The following is a 21,744-nucleotide window of genomic DNA, read 5'->3' on the forward strand; positions in this document are numbered from 1 at the left end:
GCCCGCAGGGTTCAGCCGGCCATCGCCGTCTCGACAGCGGCAATCGCATCGGCCGCCTTGTCGCCGTCCGGGCCGCCGGCCTGCGCCATGTCGGGCCGGCCACCGCCGCCCTTCCCGCCGATCGCCGCGCTCGCCGCGCGCACCAGAGCGACCGCGTCGAAGCGATCGGTGAGATCCGCCGTCACCGCGACGACGACCGAGGCCTTGCCCTCCGCCACCGCCACGAAGGCGACCACGCCCGAGCCGATCTGCGCCTTGGTCTCGTCGGCAAGGCCTTTGAGATCCTTGGCCGAAACGCCGTCAAGCACCCGGCCGACAAAGGTCGTCCCCGCGACCTCCTTGACCGGGGCGTCGCCCGACGCGCCGTCGCCGACCAGCGCCAGCTTCTTCTTGGCCTCGGTCAGTTCGCGCTCCAGCCGCCGCCGTTCTTCGACAACCGCGTCCAGACGATCCGCCACCTCGCTTTGCGCAACCTTCAGCGCCGCGGCCATGCGGCGCACGCGCTGATCCTGCTCCATGAGGTGATGGCGCGCCGCCTCGCCCGTCAACGCCTCGACGCGGCGCACGCCCGCCGCCACGCCGCCCTCGGAGACGACATGGACGAGCCCGATCTCGCCGGTGGCGCGCACATGGGTGCCACCGCACAGCTCGACCGAATAGGCCTTGCCGGCCTTGTCGCCTTCCTGAGCGACGCCCATTGAAACGACCCGGACTTCGTCGCCGTATTTCTCGCCGAACAACGCCATCGCGCCCGACGCAATCGCATCGTCCACCGCCATCAGCCGGGTCTCGACCGGCGCATTCTGCAAGATGATCCCATTGGCGAGACGCTCGATCTGGGCGAGTTCGCCCGCCGCGATCGGCTTGGGATGGGAAAAGTCGAAGCGTAACCGATCCGGCGACACCATCGAGCCCTTCTGCGCCACGTGGGTGCCGAGCACCTCGCGCAGTGCCTCGTGCAGAAGATGGGTCGCCGAATGGTTCGCCCGGATCTGGCTGCGACGGCGATGATCAACGTCAAGGTCCAGCGCCATGCCGACGCTCACCTTGCCACGCAACACACGGGCCCGATGAACGAACAGCCCCCCGGCGAATTTGCGGGTATCGGACACGGCAAGCTCCGCGCCCTCACCCCGCATCATGCCGGTATCGCCAAGCTGGCCGCCGGACTCGCCGTAAAACGGCGTCTGGTTGACGATAACAGAAATTTCGCTGCCCTCGCCGGCAGCCTCGATCTCCACCCCATCCTTGACCAGCGCGACGACGGCCGCCTCCGCCCGCTCGGTGTCATAGCCGAGGAACTCGGTCGCCCCGACACGATCGCGAATGGCGAACCAGACGCTCTCGTCCGCCGCTTCGCCCGATCCGGTCCAATTGGCGCGGGCTTCGGCCTTCTGGCGCTGCATCGCGGTGTTGAACGTCTCGAGATCGACCTCGATGCCGCGCTGGCGCAGCGCATCCTGGGTCAGATCCAGCGGAAAACCGTAGGTGTCATAGAGCTTGAAGGCCGTCTCACCGGAGAGGCGCTCGCCGGCCGACATCCCTTCCGTCGCTTCCGACAACAGCGTCAGTCCACGATCAAGCGTCTGCAGGAAGCGCTTTTCTTCAAGCTTCAACGTCTCGCCGATCAGCGCCTCGGCGCGCACAAGCTCCGGATAGGCCCGGCCCATCTCGGCCGTCAGCGTCGAGACCAAGCGATAAAGGACCGGCTCACGGGCACCCAGCATGCGAGCGTGACGCATCGCCCGGCGCATGATCCGGCGCAACACATAGCCGCGGCCTTCATTCGACGGCAGCACGCCGTCGGCGATCAGAAAGGCCGTCGAACGCAGATGATCGGCGATCACCCGGTGGCTGGCGACCTTGTCGCCGACCGCCGCAGATCCGATCGCGCTCTCGACCGCACCGATCAGGGTGCGAAAGAGATCGGTCTCGTAGTTCGAATGCACGCCCTGCAGGATCGCCGCCATGCGCTCGAGCCCCATGCCGGTGTCGATCGACGGCCGCGGCAAATCGAGCCGGGTGTCGGCATCGACCTGGTCGAACTGCATGAAGACCAGATTCCAAAATTCCAAGAACCGGTCGCCGTCCTCGTCGGGGCTTCCCGGAGGACCCCCGGCAACGCTTTCACCCTGATCGAAGAAGATCTCCGAACAGGGGCCGCAGGGGCCGGTCTCGCCCATCGTCCAGAAATTGTCCGAGGTCGCGATCTTGATGATCCGATCGTCGGACAGCCCGGCGATCTTCTTCCACAAGCTCGCCGCCTCCTCATCCTCGGAAAAGACGGTTACAAGCAAGCGGTCCTTCGGCAGCCCGAATTCCTTGGTCGACAGGTTCCAGGCAAGCTCGATCGCCCGCTCCTTGAAATAGTCGCCGAAGGAGAAATTCCCCAGCATTTCGAAGAAGGTGTGGTGACGCGCCGTATAGCCGACATTGTCGAGATCGTTGTGCTTGCCGCCGGCCCGCACGACCTTCTGGGCCGTCGTGGCGCGGGTGTAGGGGCGCTTTTCAAGGCCGGTGAAGACGTTCTTGAACTGAACCATCCCGGCATTGGTGAACATCAAGGTCGGGTCGTTCCGCGGCACCAGCGGCGAAGAGGCAACGCGCTCATGTCCGTTCTTCTCGAAATAGGCGAGAAAAGCCGAACGGATTTCGTTGACGCCACTGCCACTCATGTGCGGGACCTTCGCGAGACATTGCGGAACACCGCCGGTTCGACCTCGATCGAGCGGAACCGGCAAAACAGACGGCCTTTTACAAAGGCCGACAAGTCGTGTCCACGGCTCATGCGCGAAGAGCGACCATGCAATCGTCGCTCTTTAAAACCAGCATCCTCAGCAAGACGAGATCATCCGAGGCCGGCAAACCGGCGCCGCGTCACGACGCCGCCGGATCCCTCCTTCGGATCGATCAATCCTCGCCGGCATCCTCGTCGCCACCGTCATTGAGAAGCTGCTCGGCAATGAGACCGGCATTTTGACGGATCGCCGTCTCGATCTCGTTGGCAATTTCCGGGTTGTTCCGCAAGAAGCCCTTGGCGTTCTCCCGGCCCTGACCAAGCCGCTGGCTGTTATAGGAGAACCACGCCCCCGACTTTTCGACGATGCCGGACTTCACACCGAGATCGACCAACTCGCCGGTCTTGGACACGCCCTCGCCATACATGATGTCGAACTCGACCTGCTTGAACGGCGGCGCAAGCTTGTTCTTGACGACCTTCACCCTGGTCTGGTTGCCGGTGACTTCCTCGCGATCCTTGATCGAGCCGATGCGGCGGATGTCGAGACGCACCGAGGCGTAGAACTTCAAGGCATTACCGCCCGTCGTCGTTTCCGGCGAGCCGAACATCACGCCGATCTTCATGCGGATCTGATTGATGAAGATGACCATACATTTCGAGCGCGAAATCGAGCCGGTGAGCTTGCGCAGCGCCTGGCTCATCAATCGTGCCTGCATGCCCGGCAAAGAATCGCCCATCTCGCCCTCGATCTCGGCGCGCGGCGTCAGCGCGGCGACCGAGTCGACCACCAGAACGTCGATCGCCCCGGAGCGGACCAGCGTGTCCGCGATTTCCAACGCCTGTTCGCCCGTGTCCGGCTGCGAGATCAGAAGGTTTTCGAGGTCAACGCCGAGCTTGCGGGCATAGACCGGATCGAGCGCATGTTCCGCGTCGACGAAGGCGCAGATGCCGCCCTTCTTCTGGGCTTCGGCAACCGTGTGCAGCGCCATGGTCGTCTTGCCGGAGCTTTCCGGGCCATAGATCTCGACGATGCGCCCCTTGGGAAGACCACCGACGCCGAGCGCGATGTCGAGACCGAGCGAACCGGTCGATACCGTCTCGATCTCCACGATCTTCTCGTTCTGTCCCAGCCGCATGATCGAGCCCTTGCCGAAGGCCCGCTCGATCTGCGACAGAGCCGCATCGAGAGCTTTGTTCTTGTCCAACGAATTATCCTCGACGAGACGGAGAGCATTTTGTGCCATGGTGACGAGACCTTATTTCACGCGCCGGTAAGGGGTGCAACATGCGAAATCCTCACCCATATGTACGCGGTTTGTTCTCTATTGGCAAGTCGAAAATCCTCTTTTGTTCTCATTTGCGAATCGCCATACGGCGAGGTCGATCGTTAAAATGCGATGAAGATTTTTTCTAATTCAAAACAGCGGCCGTCGCTGTTTTTGCTCGGCGCCGCGCATCTCGACCGACGCGCCAAGGCGATGGTGCCGTTCCGGCCGGCGGCCTCCAATCCGGGCGTGATGGTGGAGTCGCCCGGCGGCGCGGCGTTCAATGCCGCGATTGCGTTGAGGGCGCTCGGCTGCACCGTGTGCTTCGTCAGCGCGCGCGGCGGCGGCGATGATGGCGAGCGCGTCGCCGCCGCGATCGAGGCGTTGGATCTCACCGATCTCAGCGTCACCTTTCTCGATCGCGCGACGCCGACCTATACGGCGATCCTCGACGAGACCGGCGAACTCGTCGCCGGCATCGCCGACATGGCACTGTATGATCGCCTGGGCCCGCGGCTGCTGCAACGCCGGCACCTGCGCGATGCGTTGGAAACGGCCGACGCCCTGTTAGTCGATGCCAACCTGCCAGCCGAGACGATCGCGGCCGCGGTTTCGGCTGCCGGCAGCCGACCGGTTGCGGCAATCGGCGTGTCGCCCTGGAAGGTGCGGCGGCTGCTCGCCGTGCTGCCGTCTTTAGCGGCAATCTTCCTCTCCCGCGCCGAAGCGGCAGCCCTTGCCGATGTGGATCCGGACGCGGACTTTGCGACCATTGCCGCGGCGGTTGCCCGACTCGGCGCCAAACGCGCCGTCATCTCCGATGGCCCTCGCGCGGCCGCGGTCATCGATCATGGTCGCCTGACCTTCCAACAACCGTTAGAGGTCACGCCGACGGACGTCACCGGTGCCGGCGACACGCTCGCCGCCGTGGCATTGGCAAGCGCGATTCACACCGCCGACTTCGTCGCCTGCGCCCGCCTGGGACTTGCCGCCGCCGCGGTGCGAGTGTCCGCGCCGGTGTTTCCACCCGCCGATTTCGATGCCGCAATCGACCGAATGCTTGCCGAACTTCCTGAGTCTGAAACAAATCTTTGAGCCCCGCCATGTCCCTTGATCTCAGCCTGTGCTTCTCGCCGCATGTCGAAGCGGCGATGGCGGCGGGCAGACCCCTGGTCGCCCTCGAGTCGACGATCGTCACCCATGGCATGCCCTATCCGGCCAATCTGAAAACAGCCCAGGCGGTGGAGGCTGAGGTCCGCGCGAGCGGCGCCGAGCCGGCCACGATCGCCGTCATCGACGGGACCTTGAAGATTGGCATCGACGATGGCGAGCTCGCGTCCCTGGCGAAGGCCGAGGGCGTGATGAAGCTGTCGCGGGCCGACCTCGCTTATGCGATCGCCTTCGGCAAGACCGGCTCGACGACCGTCGCCGCGACGATGATCGCCGCCCGGGCGGCCGGGATCGGCGTCTTTGCCACCGGCGGCATCGGCGGGGTGCATCGCGGCGGCGAGACCAGCCTCGATATTTCCGCCGATCTGGAGGAGCTCGCGCGGACCAACGTCATTGTCGTTTCGGCGGGCGCCAAGGCGATCCTCGATATTGGCCGGACGCTGGAATATCTGGAAACCAAAGGCGTTCCCGTCGTCAGCTATGGCAGCGACGACCTGCCGGCCTTCTGGGCTCGAGAATCGGGCTTCGCAACGCCTTTGCGGCTCGATACGGCCAGCGCAATCGCACGGTTTCAAAAGACGCGCGAGGCGCTCGGCATTGCCGGCGGCATGCTGATCGCCAATCCGCTAGCCGACGATCAGGCGATTGATCGCGGAACGATCGAGGGCTGGATCGACCGCGCCCTGGCCGATGCGGCGGCGGCGGGCGTCACCGGCAAGGCGGTGACGCCCTATCTGCTCGGCCGGATCGTCGAACTCAGCGACGGGCGCTCGCTCGACACCAATATCGCTCTGATCAAGGCCAATGCCCGGCTTGCCGGTGCGATCGCCGTTGCGCTCAAAGCCACCGGCTGATCGGCGCGGCGTCACCCGATCGATGACGCCGGCATGATCGCGAATGCTCAGCTTTCATCGATCGCGGTCTTCACCGCGACGGCGAGTTCACGCAAGGAGAACGGCTTGGCCAGGAAGCCGAATTTCTCGCCCTCCGGCATGTTCTTGGCGAACGCATCCTCGGCATAGCCGGAAACGAAGATGAATTTCAGATCGGGCCGCGTCTTGCGCATCTCGCGCAGGAGCGTCGGACCGTCCATCTCCGGCATGACAACGTCGGAGACGACAAGATCGATCTCCCCGCCCAGATCTTCGAGAACCTCCAGCGCCTCAACGCCCGAGGCCGCTTCGTGGACGTCGTAGCCGCGCATCTTCAGCGCCCGGACATTGCCGGCGCGCACATGGTCTTCGTCCTCGACCAGAAGAATCGTCGCGGTGCCGGAAAGATCCATCTTGGCATTGGCGGCGGCGGCAGCCGATTCCGGCACCGTGCCGCCGACTTCGCTCGGGATGAAACGCGGCAGGAAAATCCGGAAGGTGGTTCCCTGCCCCGACTTGGAATCGACGAAGATGAAGCCGTTCGACTGTTTGATGATGCCGTACACCATCGACAGGCCGAGGCCGGTGCCCTTGCCGATTTCCTTGGTGGTGAAGAAGGGTTCGAACACCCGTTCGGCGACATCCGGCGGCATGCCGGTGCCGGTGTCGGCCACCTCGATGAGAACGTAATCGCCGTCGACCAGCTCGCCATAGCCGAAACGCCGGGCTTCGCTCGCGCCGACATTGCGGGTCGCGATGGTAATCTTGCCGCCGTCTGGCATCGCGTCGCGGGCGTTCTGGACGAGATTGGTGATCACCTGCTCGAATTGGCCGATATCGGCCATCACCGGCCATAGATCGCGGCCGTGCTGGCGTTCCAGCGTCGCATGGTCGCCGCTCACTCGCTTCAAAAGCAGATGCATGTCGGCGATCACATCGGTGAGGTTGAGCATCTTCGGCCGCATCGTCTGCCGACGCGAATAGGCCAGCAGCTGCCGCACCAGCGAGGCGGCCCGGTTGGCGCTCTGCTTGATCAGCAAGAGATCCTGGAACGACGGATCGCCGGTGCGGTGGTTGAGCAGCAGAAAGTCGACCGACGCGGTGATGATCGTCAAAACGTTGTTGAAATCATGGGCGATGCCGCCGGCGAGATTACCCACCGCCTGCATCTTCTGGCTCTTGGCGATCTGCTCTTCGAGCGCCCGATGCTCGGTGATGTCGACGCCGTAGAGAATCGCGCATTCCTCGCCGTCAGCGCCGACCTTCGGGACAGCGCTGAGATAGAGCCGCACGGTGCGCACCGGCTCGCCCTGAACGTCGATATCAAGCGGCGCGATCCCCGCGCGGCCGGTGCTGGCTTCCGCCAGGGCCTTGCGGAAGGCGTCGTGGCCATTGTTGCGGATCGCCGTCGAAAAACCCGCCTTTCCCTCGGCCGCGTCGACACCGAAAATCTTGCGGAAGACGGCGTTGGAACGGACCACGCGGCCTTCGGGATTCAAGGTCGCGATCGCCATTGGCGACGAGTTGAAGAAACGGGTGAAACGCGCCTCGGCGAGTTCGACCGGCGTTGCCGTATCATATTCGCCGCTGCGATCGAGGACGAGGGTGCGCACGATGCCCGGCGCGGCGCTGTCGTCCCGCACCGGCCGCCGCAGCAGCCGAACCGGGAGGCTCGTGCCCGATATCGTCTGCAGGTCGAGATCGATGATGCTCTCGACTTCCCCCTTGGCGCTGTCCGCAAAGAGCGCGCGCGAAGCGGGCGTCAAGAAGTCTTCGAACGTGCGCTGATAGGGTTTGACATCGGCGAGGTCGATGCCGATCCACTCGGCGAGCGTGGCGTTGATATAGGCGATGCGGTGGCCGGAATCGGCGGCGAAGAAGCCGGCCGGCGCCTTGTCGAGATAATCGATCGCATGCTGCAGATCCTGGAAGGAGCTCTCCTCGTGCTTGCGATCGGCGGTGATGTCGACGATCTGCCAAGCTTGCATCGCGCCGCTGCGGGTCGCCAGCGGGCGCACCGATACGCGGTACCAGCACGGCGCATTCGCCTCGGTCGGATCAGATGCGGTCAGAGCGTGCGCCAAGCGGAATTCACGCTGGCCGGAGCGGCCATCGCGAGCAAGATTGGCGAGATAATAGATCGCCTCGGTTGCCTCGGTCTCGCGGGACAAAAGCCGTTCGAGGCTGCGGATCTCGGCGGGCTTCGACGCGCCGGTCAAGTCGCCATAGGAGCGGTTGGCATAGACGACCTGCCCCTTGCGATCGAGGATCAGAACGCCGGCATGCGCCGTGTCGACGAAGTCGCGGACAATACCCCCGTCGCTTGCCCGACCCGTCATCCGCACGAAGCCGAGCGCGACGGCGAAAATCGCCACGATCCCGACCATCGCGAGAAGACCAAAAATCGCCAGCAGCGCCATTTCCCCATAGCGGTGGCCAAGCAGCGCCAAGGCGGCGCTGACGAGAATCAAGGCGCCGCCAAGAAGCAGAAGGCGCCGCACGCCCGATGCGGCCGCCGTCCGGTCGATCAACGGCTTGTCGATCGTGCCCTGAGCCGCTCCATTCATGACCCTTGCCCCTCTTGCCCTGCCGTCGCCGCAGATTGTGAATCACTTTTCCCGCCAGAGCGAGGCCCTGACAGCTACAGGATCGGGAGAAGAAGCAAAATTACTTTTCAAACTGATCGAGACCGGTCCGACCGACATGATACCACACTCCACACCGGCTCTCGGGTGTTGAACCAGCCGCGGCCACCGACTGTGATTCGCTCTTGGCTCACGGGCACTATATCAGCCGGGGCTTGCCCGAAGTCCCTCACGGACGCGATTCGGGTCTTGGTAGAGAAATGCAATTTCGGCTGCACGGCCGATGCTGTAGGCATCAATCGGCCTTGCCCGACAGACGAATATGCGGCACCGGTTCTAGCGTGATTTTTCATGCCCGAGGGCCGATGCCGACCAGGAGTAGACAACGACATGCCGCAGTGGATCATCGATATTTTCGGGGACAGTCTGGCGCCGTTCGTGTGGGTTGCGGTCGTCGCGGCCCTTGTCTGCACACTCGCGATCGTTGTCCTGTTGATGGCCAAAAAGCTGATGGCAGGCGGCGTCAAGATTGGGCCGAAGGTCAAGGCACCGCGGCTCCAAGTGCTTGACGTCGTTCGGGTCGACGAGAAGCGCAAGCTGGTCCTGGTCCGTCGCGACGAAGTCGAACATCTGGTGCTTGTCGGCGGCCAGACCGACATTCTGGTGGAGGGATCGATCCTGCGCCTGCCGAGCCCAGCGCGCGGCAGGCCGAGCGACGGCGACGCCCGGCTCGATAGTCCGGCGATGGCGCCCCAGCAGCCACGCGTCGCCGCTGCGCCGCCGGTGGCAGGCGGAACGACGACGACGCCTCGACAGGAGCCCCGGCGCGACAGCCAACCGGCGCCGCAGCGCGCACCTGCCGTCGCAGCGGTCCCAGCGCCGGCCGCGCCGGTCCTCGCCCCTCAGCCGACACCGCCGCGCCGCGCCGCGCCAACACCCGGCGCCGCGCCGGCCCCTGAGATCAATCTCGACCGCGCTCGCCCCGTCGAGGCCAAATCCCCGCGCAGCCAGGCAGCAACCCGCGCCGAGCCCGCTTTGCCGCCGGCAACGCCGTCGACCGACCGCCACATTCCGTTGAGCGAGCGACTGCCGCGCCTGCGGCCGGCCGCGCCCCGCGCCGAGGTTCCGACGGAACGCGCCGCGCCGCAGCCCGCGATGCCCTTGGCCGAGCGGGCCTCGCTCAATCCCTCCACCCATCCGTTTTCGCGGGCAACGCCGACCCTTCCCAGCAAGGCCGAGCCGGATCTTTCGATGGCACCGGTCGCCGAGCCGGCTCCCCGTCCGTCCGGTCGCATTGAACCGCAGCTTGCCATGCCCGGCGAGACTTATTCGGATGCCCGACTCGAACCAGAGCCGGCTCGTCGTGAAGCACGTGCCCTGCGTCCAGCAGGGGATCGCACGTCCGGCGACGGCGATGCGGCCACGGCGCCCCTGCCCTCCGGCAGCGGCGATGTCGAGTGGCCGAGCGCGGACACCCAAGCGAGACCCCGCCCGCTTTCGGTCCGCAGCTTCGTCAGCGCGGTCCAGAGCCGCGACACCTCGGAGCGCGGCGTTGCCGCGGTTTCGAGCGCCGGGCCGAAAATCCCGGCCCGCGCGGCTGAGCCGCGACCGGTCCCCACCGGCCCTGGACCGGCGGCCCCCCATCTTCCGCAAGCCGAGTCGCGCAAGACAATCGAACAACCGGCGCCCCAGGCCTCAGCCGAGAAGAATGCCCTCGAAAAGAGCCTAGAGGACTTCTTGGCCGCCGAACTTCATTCGAGCCTCGCCGAAGAAGCCTTGGAGGCAAAAGAACCTCGTCCGCCCCAGCCAAAGCCGGCGGCAACGCCAGCCAAGGCGACCGCAAGTGACATCGCCGAACACCCTGCGCCGGCGTCGGCGCCTGCGCAGGCCAAGCCATCCCCCTCCGAGCCGGTTCCGACAGCAAAACCGAAACCCGCGCCATCGTCGGCGGACCCCCAGCCGGCTGCAAAGCCCAAGAGCGATAGTCCCGAAACAGTCATGCCAATTCCCCACCCGCTCTCGGCAACGGCACAGGGTAAGGTCGACACGCCGCAAGCTGCCGAGCTTGATCTCGAAGAGGAGATGAAACGCCTCCTCGGCGAACTCGGCGCCACTACGGCCGAAAGCGACAAAAAAACCAAATAGACACGAGCGATTTGGGAGTTCCGGCGCGACGCAAAAAACCCGATCGCGACGATTGGGAAATCGCGACCGGGTTCTTTGACGCCTGGAGGTCGGCGTTTGACGGAGCGAAAGCCTCCGGACGGCGCGGGCCAAATGTCCGTTGGGATGCGCATCGCTTGGCTGCCGCACATCTGAGAGCGCCGCATCGGGCTTTGCCGAAAATCGATCCCGATTGTCGGCCGGATTCGTTCACTCGTGTGAAACCCGATGGATCTTCTCACCCGCATGCGAGCGGCGGCGTGGCGCTTTAGGCCCTGCCCGTTACTGGAGATATTGCGCCGGATTGACCGGGGCCGAGTTCTTGCGAACCTCGAAGTGCAGAATCGGCACGGTGGTGTCGCCGGTCATGCCCGATTTGGCGATGATCTGCCCCCGGCGCACGTCGTCGCCCTTCTTTACGAGCAGGTCTTCGGCATTGCCATAGACCGTGACGAGACCGTCCTCGTGCTTGACGAGCACCGTGTTGCCGAATTCCTTGAGGCCGTTGCCGGCATAGATGACCACGCCGTTCTCGGCGGCCTTCACCGGCGTCCCGCGCGGCACCGAAATGTTGATACCGTCATTGCGCTTGCCATCCACTTTCTCGCCGAAGCGATTGATGACCCGGCCCTGCACCGGCCAGCGGAAGGCGCTGATGCCCGTCGAATTCGGCGCGACCGCCGCGACGTCGCGGGCGATGTCGGCCTTCACCGATCCGGTCTCCGTCTTGTCGACCTTTGGCTCAGCCTGGGCGATGCGCCCGCTCTTGCTGGCGGTGACTTCGCTGTCCTCGCGCTTGGCCTCCGCCATTTTGACGCTCGGCGCGGGTTCACGCGTCGCCGTATGAGCGGCGGGGGGCGCCGAGATGCGGCTGCGCGTGTCCGCCGCAGCGACGGTGCGGCTGTGAATTTGGGTCTGGCTTGCGACCGTTCCCCCTGCCGGAATGGTCAGACGCTGACCGAGGCGGACGGTGTCGGAGGTCATACCGTTGGCCTGCCGGATCGCGGCAGCCGAGACGCCGGTCCGCCGGGCGATCCCGAGCAGCGTATCGCCGGATTCGACGGTGATCGTGCCGGCCGCCGTGCGGCTGGCCGCGCGGCGCTCCTGGGTCGAAGCCGGGCGCTCGTTGAGCGGGCGGGACTGAGGCACGGCGAGCCGCGCTGCTTCAGCCTGCAAGGTCGACGGCGGGGCGCCGCGGGTGATCGGCGTGCCGTCGCGCGAGGCCATGTGGGCGGGTGCCGGCATCGAGGGCTGAGAAACCGGCGCCGACTGCTGAACCTGGCTGGATGTGCGATATGACGGCGGCGGCGGCAGCTGGCTGCGCTCCATCTGCTGACCCGATTCGGCGGCCGGATAAGGCTGCGACTGTGGGCTTGGCAGGAAGCCGCCACCGCCGGTATTGCCGCTCGGCGCGATGCCACCGGTCGCCATCCCGTCGACGGCACCGGGATAGGGCTGGGAAGCGTCCGACTGCTGCACGGGAACCGTCTGTGGAACGGCGCCCGTATAGAAGCCATCGTCGAAACGCGCGATGTTGCCGCTACAGCCAGCGAGGAAGGCCGCCATGGCGATTGTGGCGGCGGAACCGAACATGCGTCGGCGCGAATGGCTCAACACGAGTAAGCGCATCACAGTCCCTTTGGTAGGCGATGAAATCTTCAAGGAACATTGAAGCGCGTTAATCTTACTGCTCGGTTAAGTCCTCCGGTCAAAAGATGAATTTTCGCAGGCTCGGCAAAGCGGCCGGACGGTGTGGCCGTTCGGCGTCACAGGACGTCGGCCTTGCCGAAAGCGACCGCCTGATAGCGCACGGTGCCAAGATCCTCGCGCTCGAAGCGGCTGCCGACCTTGCGCAATCGCACCAGCTCTTGCTGACCATCGCCGGGCCCGATCGCGCAGATGAGAGCCGAATGCGGCCCGAGCTGATCAAGGAACTGCTTGGGCGGCGCGGGAAAGGCGCTGTGGATGATGATGCGGTGGTAGGGGCTGCCGCTCGCAAATCCCTCGCGCCCATCCTCGAAGATCGCGGTGACATTGCTGATGCCGAGCTCGCGAAAGCGCTGCGAGGCGCTTTTCAACAGCCGCCGATAGCGATCGAAGGTGGTGACATGGCCGACGATCCGCGCCAGCAGGGCGGTGACATAACCGCTGCCCGTCCCGATCTCCAACACCCGCTGTTCCGGCTGCGGTTCCAGCCAGTTGGCCAGACGCACCGCCGCCAGCGCCCCAGGCATGGTCTCGCCGCACTCGATCGGCGCGGTGCGATTCTCATACGGGTCGTCGATGCCAGCCGGCACGAACAGCCGGCGCGGCACGCTCTCAACCGCCTTCAGCAAAGCCGGCGACATATGCGGCTCGCCGCGTAGCCGAAAAAGGAATTCGGCCAGCCGCTCGCGGTCGCCCTCCGGCGCGGTCATTTGAGAGCGTCGGCGAGCTGGCCACGCAGCTTTTCCGCCGTCAGATCGAGTTGCAGCGGCGTGACGGAGATATAGCCGGCATTGACCGCCGCAATGTCGGATTCGGCGACGTCGGGACCGATCTGGCGACCGAATTTCAGCCAGAAATACGGAAAACCCCGGCCATCCCGGCGCTCTTCAAGCCCCAGCGAATAGTCGAGCTTGCCCTGTCGCGTGACCGCGATGCCCGCCACCGCCTCGGCTTCGACCGCCGGGAAGTTGACGTTCAAGAGATGGCCGTCCGGCAAATCGAAGGCGGCGAGCTTCTCGATCACGGCCGGAGCGTGAGTCTCCGTCGTCTTCCAGAGCGCTTCGCGCTCCGTATCGGGGCTGAACGCCTGACTGAGAGCGAGCGAGCGAATGCCGAGCATCATGCCCTCCATGGCGCCCGCCACGGTGCCGGAATAGCTGATGTCCTCGCAGATGTTCTGCCCGGCATTGACACCCGATAGCACCAGATCCGGCAGATCGTCCATGACCTTGCGCACCGCCATGATGACGCAGTCGGTCGGCGTGCCGCGCACGGCGAAGCGCCTTTCGTCGAGCTGGCGCAGCCGCAGCGGCGAGGACAACGTCAGCGAGTGTGACAGGCCGCTCTGGTCGGTCTCGGGCGCGACGGTCCAGACGTCGTCCGAGAGCTGGCGCGCCACCCGCTCCAGGACCGCGAGGCCTTCGGCGTTGATGCCGTCGTCATTGGTGATGAGAATGCGCATGGTCAGGCAACCGCGATCGTCTCGATACCGCCCATATAGGGGCGCAGAGCCTCTGGCACCGTGATGCTGCCGTCGGCGTTCTGATAGTTTTCCATCACCGCGATCAGCGCCCGCCCGAGGGCGACGCCGGAGCCGTTCAGCGTGTGGACGAAACGCTGGGCCTTCTCGCCAGCGACCTTATAGCGGGCGTTCATCCGCCGCGCCTGGAAATCGCCGCAGACCGAACAGCTGGAAATCTCGCGGTACATGCCCTGCCCGGGCAGCCAAACTTCGATATCGAAGGTCTTGCGGGCGCCAAAGCCCATGTCGCCGGTGCACAGCGCCACGACGCGATAGGCAAGACCGAGGCGCTTCAACACCTCCTCGGCGCAAGCGGTCATCCGGTCGAGTTCGGCGATCGAGCCGTCCTCGTCGGTGACCGAAACCAGTTCGACCTTATAGAACTGATGCTGGCGCAGCATCCCGCGCTGGTCGCGACCGGCGGCCCCGGCCTCCGAGCGGAAGCACGGCGTCAGCGCCGTCACCCGGATCGGCAGATCGGCGGCATCGAGCGTCGTCTCGCGGACCAGGTTGGTCAGCGTCACCTCGGCTGTCGGGATCAGCCAACGGCCCTCGCTGGTGTGGAACAGGTCTTCGGCAAATTTCGGCAGTTGGCCGGTGCCGAAGAGGGCTTCGTCGCGCACCAGCAGCGGAACGACCGTTTCCTGATAGCCGTGCTCGCCGGTGTGGAGATCGAGCATGAACTGCCCGAGCGCCCGTTCGAGCCGCGCGAGCTGACCTTTGAGAATGGTGAAGCGGGCGCCCGAGATCTTGGCAGCCTGCTCGAACTCCATCATGCCGAGGGCTTCGCCGAGGTCGAAATGCTCCTTCGCGGCAAAATCGAAGCGCGGCGGCTCACCGACCTTGCGAACCTCGACATTATCGGCCTCGTCCGCCCCGATCGGCACGTCGTCGAGGGGCACGTTCGGGATCCGGGCGAGCGCGTCCTCAAGCTCTGCGTCGATCCGGCGTTCCGTCTCCTCGCCGTCCTGAATCTCGGCCTTGATGCTGCCGACTTCCTCGATCAGCGCGTCGGCCCGCGCCGCATCACCCGAGCCCTTGGCCTTGCCGATTTCCTTGGAGGCTTCGTTACGCCGGTTCTGCAGATCCTGCAGCACCTTCAAATGATCGCGGCGGCGTTCGTCGAGCTTGATGAGATCCATCGCCATGGCCGGCGCGCCGCGCGTTTCCAACGCTTTGTCCAGTTTGTCAGGATTGTCTCGGATCCATTTGATATCGAGCATATTCCCCTCGTCTTAAGCGGCGAGGGACGGTCAGGCGCCGCTGCCCTTAGGCCTCAGATTGCGCCTCGCCCTCGGCGGCGGTCTCCGCCCTCTTCTTCTCGATCATCCGCGCCGCCAGAATGGAGATCTCGTAGAGAAGGATCGTCGGCATCGCAAGGCCGATCTGAGACATCGGATCGGGTGGCGTCAGCACCGCCGCCGCGACGAATGCCAATACGATGGCGTATTTGCGTTTCGACGAAAGACCCTTGGATGAGGTGATACCGGCGCGCACCAAAAGCGTCGCGACAACCGGCAGCTGGAACACCAGACCGAAGGCGAAGATCAGCGTCATGATCAGCGACAGATATTCGGAGACGCGCGGCAACAGCTGGATCGTCGCCTCGCCGCTGCCGCCGGACTGCTGCATCGACAGGAAGAACCACATCACCATTGGGGTGAAGAAGAAATAGACCAGCGCCGCGCCCATCAGGAACAACAGCGGCGTCGCCACCAGATAGGGCACGAAGGCCTGCCGCTCGTTGCGATACAGCCCCGGCGCGACGAATTTGTAGATCTGCGAGGCGATCAGCGGGAAGGCCAGGAAGAACCCGCCAAAGGCCGCGATCTTCACCTGGGTGAAGAAGAACTCTTGCGGCGCGGTATAGATCAGCTCGACCTGCTTGCCGGTCATCCCCGCCCAGCCGGTCGCCGTCTGATACGGAACGACGAGCAGGTTGAAGATCGGCTTGGCGAAATAGAAGCAGATCAGAAAGGCGATGAAGAAGCCGGCGATCGACCAGATCAGCCGCCGTCGCAATTCGATCAGATGCTCGATCAGCGGGGCGGAAGACGCCTCGATCTCGTCGTCGCGGCTGGTCACGCTACGTCCTTCGCCTGCTTGGCGCTCACGCCATCCCTGTCTTCATCCCCGTCTTCGGTGCCGCCGCCCTTTGTCTCGGTGGCCGCCACGGATGTCTTCGGCGCCTCACCCTCGGCGGCTGCGGTCTCGACCGGCCCGCTCTTTAGCGGCTCCATCTCCGGCGCCAGCGTCTCGGAGGCGCTCGGCACCTTCGGCTCCGGTGCCGCCGTCGCACTGTTCAACGAGGAGCGAATCTCATCGCCGATCGCCCGCATCGGGCTCATCGCCTCACGGATGGATTTGCGCGGATCGAGCGAGCGCATGTCGTTGATGCCCTGGCGAACATCGTCCAGCTCGGCTTCTTTCAAAGCATCGTCGAATTGACGGCGAAAGTCGCCCGCCATCGCCCGCAACTGACGCGTGACGCGGCCGAACGTCCGCAACATTCCAGGAAGATCCTTCGGGCCGACGACGACCACGAGGACGACCGCGATCACCAGAAGTTCGGACCAGCCGACATCGAACAGCACAACTCAACCGCCTAAAGACGTCGCGGAGCGCCGAGGCGTTGCGACTTCGAGGAAACAATCGGAGCCGGAGCGAGCCGCTCCGGCCCGCACCTTTTACGCCGAACTTAGCTCACCGTCTTCTCGGTTTTCACGTCGCGCGCGACGACGTCGCCTTCCTGGTGATCGAGCGAGCGCCGCTCGGCCGGCTTCGGCTCGGCTTCGTCGTCCGCCATGCCCTTCTTGAAGTTCTTGATACCCTTCGCGACGTCGCCCATCAGTTCGGGAATCTTGCCGCGACCGAACAGGAGAAGCACCACGGCAAGAACGATGAGCCAGTGCCAAATGCTGAAGCTACCCATAACCTTAATCTCTCCCTCGAGCGCGTTGACCGCCTGAATCCTTAGCTAGCGATCCCCGGAGGCTTTTGCAAACACGATAACGTCTTGCGGATCAATCGACACGACGACGTCCTGAAGATTTTCCGGCACCGATCCTGCCCGCATGCGGGAGCGCAGCGGCGCATCGAGCCCTTCGATCGCCACGGTCAAAAGGTCGACGCCCCCCAGGAAACGCCTGGCGACGATGCGCCCGAAGACGCCGTTCGGCCGCTCGTTCAGCCGCACCCCCGTGAGCCGTAGGGCGACGGTGAACAGGGTGCCGTCCGACAATGTCGTGTCCGCCACGGGCCCGAGCGGCGTGACGATCCGGCCGCCCAGCGCCTCGCCGTCGATGAGATTGAGTTCGGAAAAGAAGCCGGCGGCGAAAAGATTGGCCGGTCGGCCATAGAGTTCAGCCGCGGTACCAACCTGCACCAATGCACCGTCCTTGATCAGCGCGATCCGATCGCCGAGGCGCATCGCCTCTTCGGCGTCATGGGTGACGATGATCGCCGTTGCCCGGCTTTCCCTCAGGATCTGCAGCGTGTCGGTGCGGACGACGTCCTTCAATCGGCTGTCGAGACCGGAAAAGGGCTCGTCCATCAACAGCACGGATGGCCGCGGCGTCAAAGCCCTGGCCAAGGCGATACGCTGCTGCTCGCCGCCCGACAGCATATGCGGATAGCTGTCGGCGATGTGATCGAGCCCCACCCGCGCCAGCGCCGACAACGCTTCACGCTTCGCCGCGCCGCCATTCAACGCGCTCAGACCAAATCGCACATTGTCGAGAATCGTCATGTGCGGAAACAGGGCAAAGTCCTGAAACATTAACCCGATGCCCCGGCGTTCCGGCGCCACGAAGCGTGTCGGTCCGGCGATCTCGCGGCCATTCAGAAGCAGCCGCCCCCCGGTCTGCCGCTCGATCCCCGCCGCGATCCGCAACATCGTCGTCTTGCCGGAGCCGGAGGGACCGAGCAGACAGAGCACCTCGCCGGGCGCGGCTTCGAGCGTGATGCCTTTCAGGATCGCCGTACCGTCCACCGAATGGCTGACATCGTCGAAGCGAAGGCTCGCAGCAAAGCTGACGCCGGCGCGGGTGCGGGCCCGCGCGGCGTCGCCGGATGCCGATACTGGAAGTGCCGTTGCGCGCACAAATCGCCCGATCATTGCAGCGATGACGACGCCGTTGCCGCCGGGGCCGCGCTTTCGCCATCGCCTGTCGAAACAAGACGCGGACGGGGTCGCCCCGCCTCGCCGGGCGTTTGCCTAGCGTCTTGCCCGCTCAGACGCAACCGGAAGCGGTCAGGCCACCTGCGCCATCAGATCCTGATATTCGGCCCGCATAGCCTCGATCGAAGCCGCTTCACCGCCCCGACCGATGATCGCCTCGCAGGCATCGGCGCGGCGCTGCGCATCGCCGTGCAACGGCTGAGCAGCCGCGGCGACGCGCCGCATCTCCTCCATGTCGCCATTGCAATGGAGCAGCAGGTCGCAGCCCGCCATCAGTGCCTGGGCCGAGAGGTCATAAAGGTCGCCGGACAGCGCCTTCATCGAGATGTCGTCGCTCATCAACAGACCGTCAAAGCCGATCTCCTCGCGAATGACCGAGGAAATCACGATCGGCGACAGGGTCGCCGGGCGCACCGGATCGATGTCGGTGTAGAGGATGTGCGCGGTCATCGCCGCCGGCAGCGTGTTGAGCGAGCGGAACGGCGCGAAATCGCTGACGGCGAGCGCGGCGCGGGATGTGTGAACGCGCGGCAACTCCAGATGACTGTCGGCATCGCCACGGCCATGGCCGGGAATGTGTTTTATCACCGGCAGAACGCCGCCCGCCATCGCGCCATCGGCCACTGCCCGACCAAGGGTTGCCACCGTATCGGGATTGAGACCATAGGCCCGCTCGCCAATCACCGAATGGGCGCCTTCGACGGGCACGTCGAGGCAGGGCACGCAATCGGCGTTAAAGCCGAAGGCGGCGACATCCGCCGCCAGCAGCCGCCCCTGCAGCCACGCCGCGCGCTCACCGGCCTGCCGATCCAGGGAAAACAACCGGCCGATGCTGGCCGGCGTCGGATAGGCCGGCGCGAGCGGCGGACGCAGCCGCATGACGCGTCCGCCCTCCTGATCGACGAAAACCGGCGTCGTATCGCGGCCACCGGCCTCCTTCATGGCAGCGACGAGGTCGCTCACCTGGGCCTGCGAGTCGATGTTGCGGGCAAAGAGAATAAAGCCCCAGGGCCGCTCACCGGCGAAGAAGTCCCGCTCCTCGCGCGACAGGCTGAGGCCCGCCGCCCCCGCGATCCAGGCTTTCGACCCACCCATTGTGCTTATCTCCGCAGTCCCGCGCGAAGCGCCGGGCGCAGACCTTTCGCCCGCCCGGCGCAATCGCTCGATCGATGAAGGATCGGCGGCACGCTCCATCATGCCACCCAGAAAGATTGCCGCGCCGCCACCTACCGCATCGGCCCGAAAATCGGAATCGATTTTCGGCAAAGCACGATGCACCGATTCAAAGGCTTAGAGCGACCTTTCTGCGTCCGATCGGAAGCAGAACGGTCTAGCGTGCGACGAAGCAGCTCCCGCCGGCGGATTTCAGATCGCCGCAAAGCGTGTTGCCCTCGCCTCTGGAGCCGACCGGAACGCGGACCCGGTAATAGGTGCCCTTGCCCGGAATGTCAGCGGACTGAATGACAACATCGTGGCCGGCAATCACGCTGCTATAGCGCCGCGACAGATTGCGCTGGGAGGCCTCGGCCGCTTCACGCGAGGGCTGCGAGGAAATCTGGACGTAATAGCCGTCCGGCGTCGGGATCTGGGCCGTCGGCGCCGGAGCCGGCGTCGAGCCCGCAGCCGGCGTCTGCGGCTGAGCCGCAAGGGCCGCCGTCTGGATCCGATCGGTTGCGGCAGGCGTCGTCGGGACTGTTGCCGATGCCATCACCATCGACGCGCCGCTGCCGGATGGCGAGGGACGCAGCGTCGGGATCGGCACATTCGGTGCCGGGGTCCCGATCGGCATCAGATCGGTGCCGGCGGTCTGGGTCGCGGCCGCCGGCGCGGCGGCGCCCTCACCCTGCTTCGCCTCGCCGGTCGGCATGACCGCCGGATCGGTCGACGGATCGAGATTGACCGGCTTCGAGGCGGCTTCGATCAGCGGGCCCCGCGGTGCATCGACATTGTCTTGCGCGTTCGCCACCACCAGCGTTCCATCCGGGCGCACCGAATAGGTCTTTGCCTGGCGCGGCGAGAGAACTGCAATCGGCGAGGCCGCGCTGACGGCATCGGCGGTCTTGGCCGTCTCGGCGGCATTGGCGGGCGTGACGCCCAACTCGACGCCCGGCAGGTTCGACAGGCTGTCGTCTTGGCCGGTCGGCAAGGCGATCGGCGTCTCCGACGTGTTGACGAGCTGCTTTTGCTCCGGCGTCACGATCGCGTCGCTGCTCGCCACCCGCGAATAGACAACCTTGTTCTGGTTCGGAATTTCACGGCCGCCCGGATTCTCCGGCTTGACCTTCACCGGATTGGGATCGGCCTTGACGATCAGCACGCTGCCGTCGCCGACCACGCCCGATCCGCCGCCGAGAAGAACGTAGGCACCACCGGCGACCACCATCAAAGCGATGGCACCGAGCCCCGCGCCGACCAGCGCGCTGCTGCCGAGGCGACCGCGCGCCGCCACAGCCGGCGTCGGGCGAAACACCTGTTCACCTTCCGGAAAATCCTCGGGTGCGTAGCCGGCGGCGTGATCGATGTCCTCCTGGCCAGGCGCGGCTGCATAGTCCTGCCACTCGTCTTCGGCCGGCCCCTCGCCGACGACCTCTTCGGCGGCGAACGGACTGACGGCCGGCGCTTCCTGCTTGATCGCCGCAAGCTCGCTAGCGATCAGCTCGTCGAAATCGTCAAAGACCCGATTTTGCGGCTGATGCTCGGCGCTGACCGCCTGGCGATCGGGCGCGAAGGCTTCGGCCTGATAGATCGTCGACTGCCGGGGGTTGGCGGGTGCTGACAAGCCGCGCAACGCTTCCTCGAACTCGGCGTCGAAACTGACCGGACCAGACTTCGCACCAGAGGTTGCCGTAGTCGCAGCGGCGGCCGCTGGCGCAGCGGCTGCGACAAAGGCTGCGGCCGCCGGGGCAGAAGAGGCGCGTTCGCTGCGGTCGGCGGCGTGTGAGTGAGAAACAGCGGGGGCGGCTTCGGCCGCATCTTGCCAAACGTCATCGCCCGCGCCCATCTCGGTCTCTCCGACCGTGGACATCGCGGCGACGGACTCATCCGCCGGCTGCGCGGCCGATGCCTCGTTGTTCCGATCGTCTTCGGCGACAACGTCATCAATGGCGAAGGTCACGCCAGCAGCGGCCGTTTCGAGCGCGGCGGACAGCGCCTCGCTCAGCGAAGCTTCGTCGAAGGCTGCGGCACCGCCAAACGCATCAGCCGCATCGTCGTCATGCTCAGCGCTTTTGGCGATCGCATCGTGGGCAACCGGCTGCGAAACACCCCCCGCCTGAGACGCGACAGCATCGTCAGCAATCGACTTCGATTGAAGACCGTCAGAATTCGACGGAGAAAACTGCGCCAATCCGGCGCGCGCACGCAGCGGCTCTTCCAGAATCCGTGCCAGCTCTTCGAACGGGTCGTCCAGCTCGTCGTCGAACGCCTGACCGCCCGTGCGGGCGGTACCGGTCAGGTCCCCCATCGCCATACAACACCCCGCCTTTCCCCTCATGGAGACCTGAGTCTCCACAAAATTGATCATTAGGCGAGGAAATTGGCCAA

At 65.2% G+C, this 21,744-nt stretch carries 17 protein-coding genes; 4 read left to right on the forward strand and 13 right to left on the reverse strand.

Annotated features, from left to right (window positions below; all coding sequences use genetic code 11):
* Positions 1–11: 11 nt before the first annotated feature.
* Positions 12–2,675, reverse strand: a complete 2,664-nt coding sequence (gene alaS / locus J1C48_RS09230; RefSeq protein WP_207257547.1) for an alanine--tRNA ligase — start codon at positions 2,673–2,675, stop codon at positions 12–14.
* Between the two features lie 235 nt (positions 2,676–2,910).
* On the reverse strand, positions 2,911–3,984 hold the full coding sequence (gene recA / locus J1C48_RS09235; RefSeq protein ID WP_207257548.1) for a recombinase RecA: 1,074 nt from the start codon (positions 3,982–3,984) through the stop codon (positions 2,911–2,913).
* 153 nt (positions 3,985–4,137) lie between these two features.
* Here recA and J1C48_RS09240 point away from each other — a divergent pair, with 153 nt between their 5' ends.
* On the forward strand, positions 4,138–5,097 hold the full coding sequence (locus J1C48_RS09240) for a carbohydrate kinase family protein (RefSeq protein ID WP_207257549.1): 960 nt from the start codon (positions 4,138–4,140) through the stop codon (positions 5,095–5,097).
* 8 nt (positions 5,098–5,105) lie between these two features.
* A complete protein-coding gene (locus J1C48_RS09245) occupies positions 5,106–6,026 on the forward strand; it encodes a pseudouridine-5'-phosphate glycosidase (RefSeq protein ID WP_207257550.1) in 921 nt (306 codons plus the stop codon).
* 47 nt (positions 6,027–6,073) lie between these two features.
* Here the strand turns inward: J1C48_RS09245 and cckA are convergent, their stop codons facing one another.
* Positions 6,074–8,611: a cell cycle histidine kinase CckA gene (gene cckA / locus J1C48_RS09250; RefSeq protein ID WP_207257551.1), complete on the reverse strand. Its 2,538-nt coding sequence runs from the start codon at positions 8,609–8,611 to the stop codon at positions 6,074–6,076.
* A 408-nt stretch (positions 8,612–9,019) separates the two neighbouring features.
* Here cckA and J1C48_RS09255 point away from each other — a divergent pair, with 408 nt between their 5' ends.
* Positions 9,020–10,774 (forward strand): flagellar biosynthetic protein FliO, encoded by a 1,755-nt coding sequence (locus J1C48_RS09255; RefSeq protein ID WP_207257552.1) that lies wholly within the window; start codon positions 9,020–9,022, stop codon positions 10,772–10,774.
* A 300-nt stretch (positions 10,775–11,074) separates the two neighbouring features.
* On the opposite strand, the gene J1C48_RS09260 is transcribed toward J1C48_RS09255, so the two are convergent.
* From J1C48_RS09260 to J1C48_RS09305, 10 genes are all read right to left on the reverse strand, one after another.
* Complete coding sequence (locus tag J1C48_RS09260) at positions 11,075–12,421, reverse strand: peptidoglycan DD-metalloendopeptidase family protein (protein ID WP_207257553.1); 1,347 nt, start codon at positions 12,419–12,421, stop codon at positions 11,075–11,077.
* 137 nt (positions 12,422–12,558) lie between these two features.
* Complete coding sequence (locus J1C48_RS09265) at positions 12,559–13,209, reverse strand: protein-L-isoaspartate(D-aspartate) O-methyltransferase (RefSeq protein WP_207257554.1); 651 nt, start codon at positions 13,207–13,209, stop codon at positions 12,559–12,561.
* Positions 13,206–13,961 carry a 5'/3'-nucleotidase SurE gene (gene surE, locus J1C48_RS09270; RefSeq protein WP_207257555.1) on the reverse strand — a complete coding sequence of 252 codons (756 nt, stop codon included), beginning with the start codon at positions 13,959–13,961 and terminating at the stop codon, positions 13,206–13,208. Before surE ends, J1C48_RS09265 begins: the two co-directional genes overlap by 4 nt.
* Before the next feature lie 2 nt (positions 13,962–13,963).
* Positions 13,964–15,244: a serine--tRNA ligase gene (serS, locus tag J1C48_RS09275; protein WP_207257556.1), complete on the reverse strand. Its 1,281-nt coding sequence runs from the start codon at positions 15,242–15,244 to the stop codon at positions 13,964–13,966.
* Between the two features lie 46 nt (positions 15,245–15,290).
* Positions 15,291–16,106, reverse strand: coding sequence for a twin-arginine translocase subunit TatC (tatC, locus tag J1C48_RS09280; RefSeq protein ID WP_207257557.1), 816 nt, complete (start codon positions 16,104–16,106; stop codon positions 15,291–15,293).
* Positions 16,103–16,615, reverse strand: coding sequence for a Sec-independent protein translocase protein TatB (gene tatB / locus J1C48_RS19160; protein WP_343217689.1), 513 nt, complete (start codon positions 16,613–16,615; stop codon positions 16,103–16,105). Before tatB ends, tatC begins: the two co-directional genes overlap by 4 nt.
* Before the next feature lie 104 nt (positions 16,616–16,719).
* A complete protein-coding gene (locus J1C48_RS09290) occupies positions 16,720–16,953 on the reverse strand; it encodes a twin-arginine translocase TatA/TatE family subunit (protein WP_207257558.1) in 234 nt (77 codons plus the stop codon).
* Between the two features lie 45 nt (positions 16,954–16,998).
* Positions 16,999–18,123: an ABC transporter ATP-binding protein gene (locus tag J1C48_RS09295; RefSeq protein WP_231081664.1), complete on the reverse strand. Its 1,125-nt coding sequence runs from the start codon at positions 18,121–18,123 to the stop codon at positions 16,999–17,001.
* 150 nt (positions 18,124–18,273) lie between these two features.
* Positions 18,274–19,296, reverse strand: coding sequence for a beta-N-acetylhexosaminidase (gene nagZ, locus J1C48_RS09300; RefSeq protein WP_231081665.1), 1,023 nt, complete (start codon positions 19,294–19,296; stop codon positions 18,274–18,276).
* Between the two features lie 235 nt (positions 19,297–19,531).
* The gene (locus J1C48_RS09305) at positions 19,532–20,980 is read right to left on the reverse strand and encodes an SPOR domain-containing protein (RefSeq protein ID WP_207257560.1); all 1,449 of its coding nucleotides are present in this window, start codon (positions 20,978–20,980) and stop codon (positions 19,532–19,534) included.
* 195 nt (positions 20,981–21,175) lie between these two features.
* On the opposite strand from J1C48_RS09305, the gene J1C48_RS09310 reads away from it, so the two are divergent.
* A complete protein-coding gene (locus tag J1C48_RS09310) occupies positions 21,176–21,727 on the forward strand; it encodes a hypothetical protein (protein WP_207257561.1) in 552 nt (183 codons plus the stop codon).
* Positions 21,728–21,744 lie beyond the last annotated feature (17 nt).

Origin of the sequence: Jiella flava, from assembly GCF_017349315.1 — a bacterium.
Lineage (GTDB): Bacteria > Pseudomonadota > Alphaproteobacteria > Rhizobiales > Rhizobiaceae > Jiella > Jiella flava.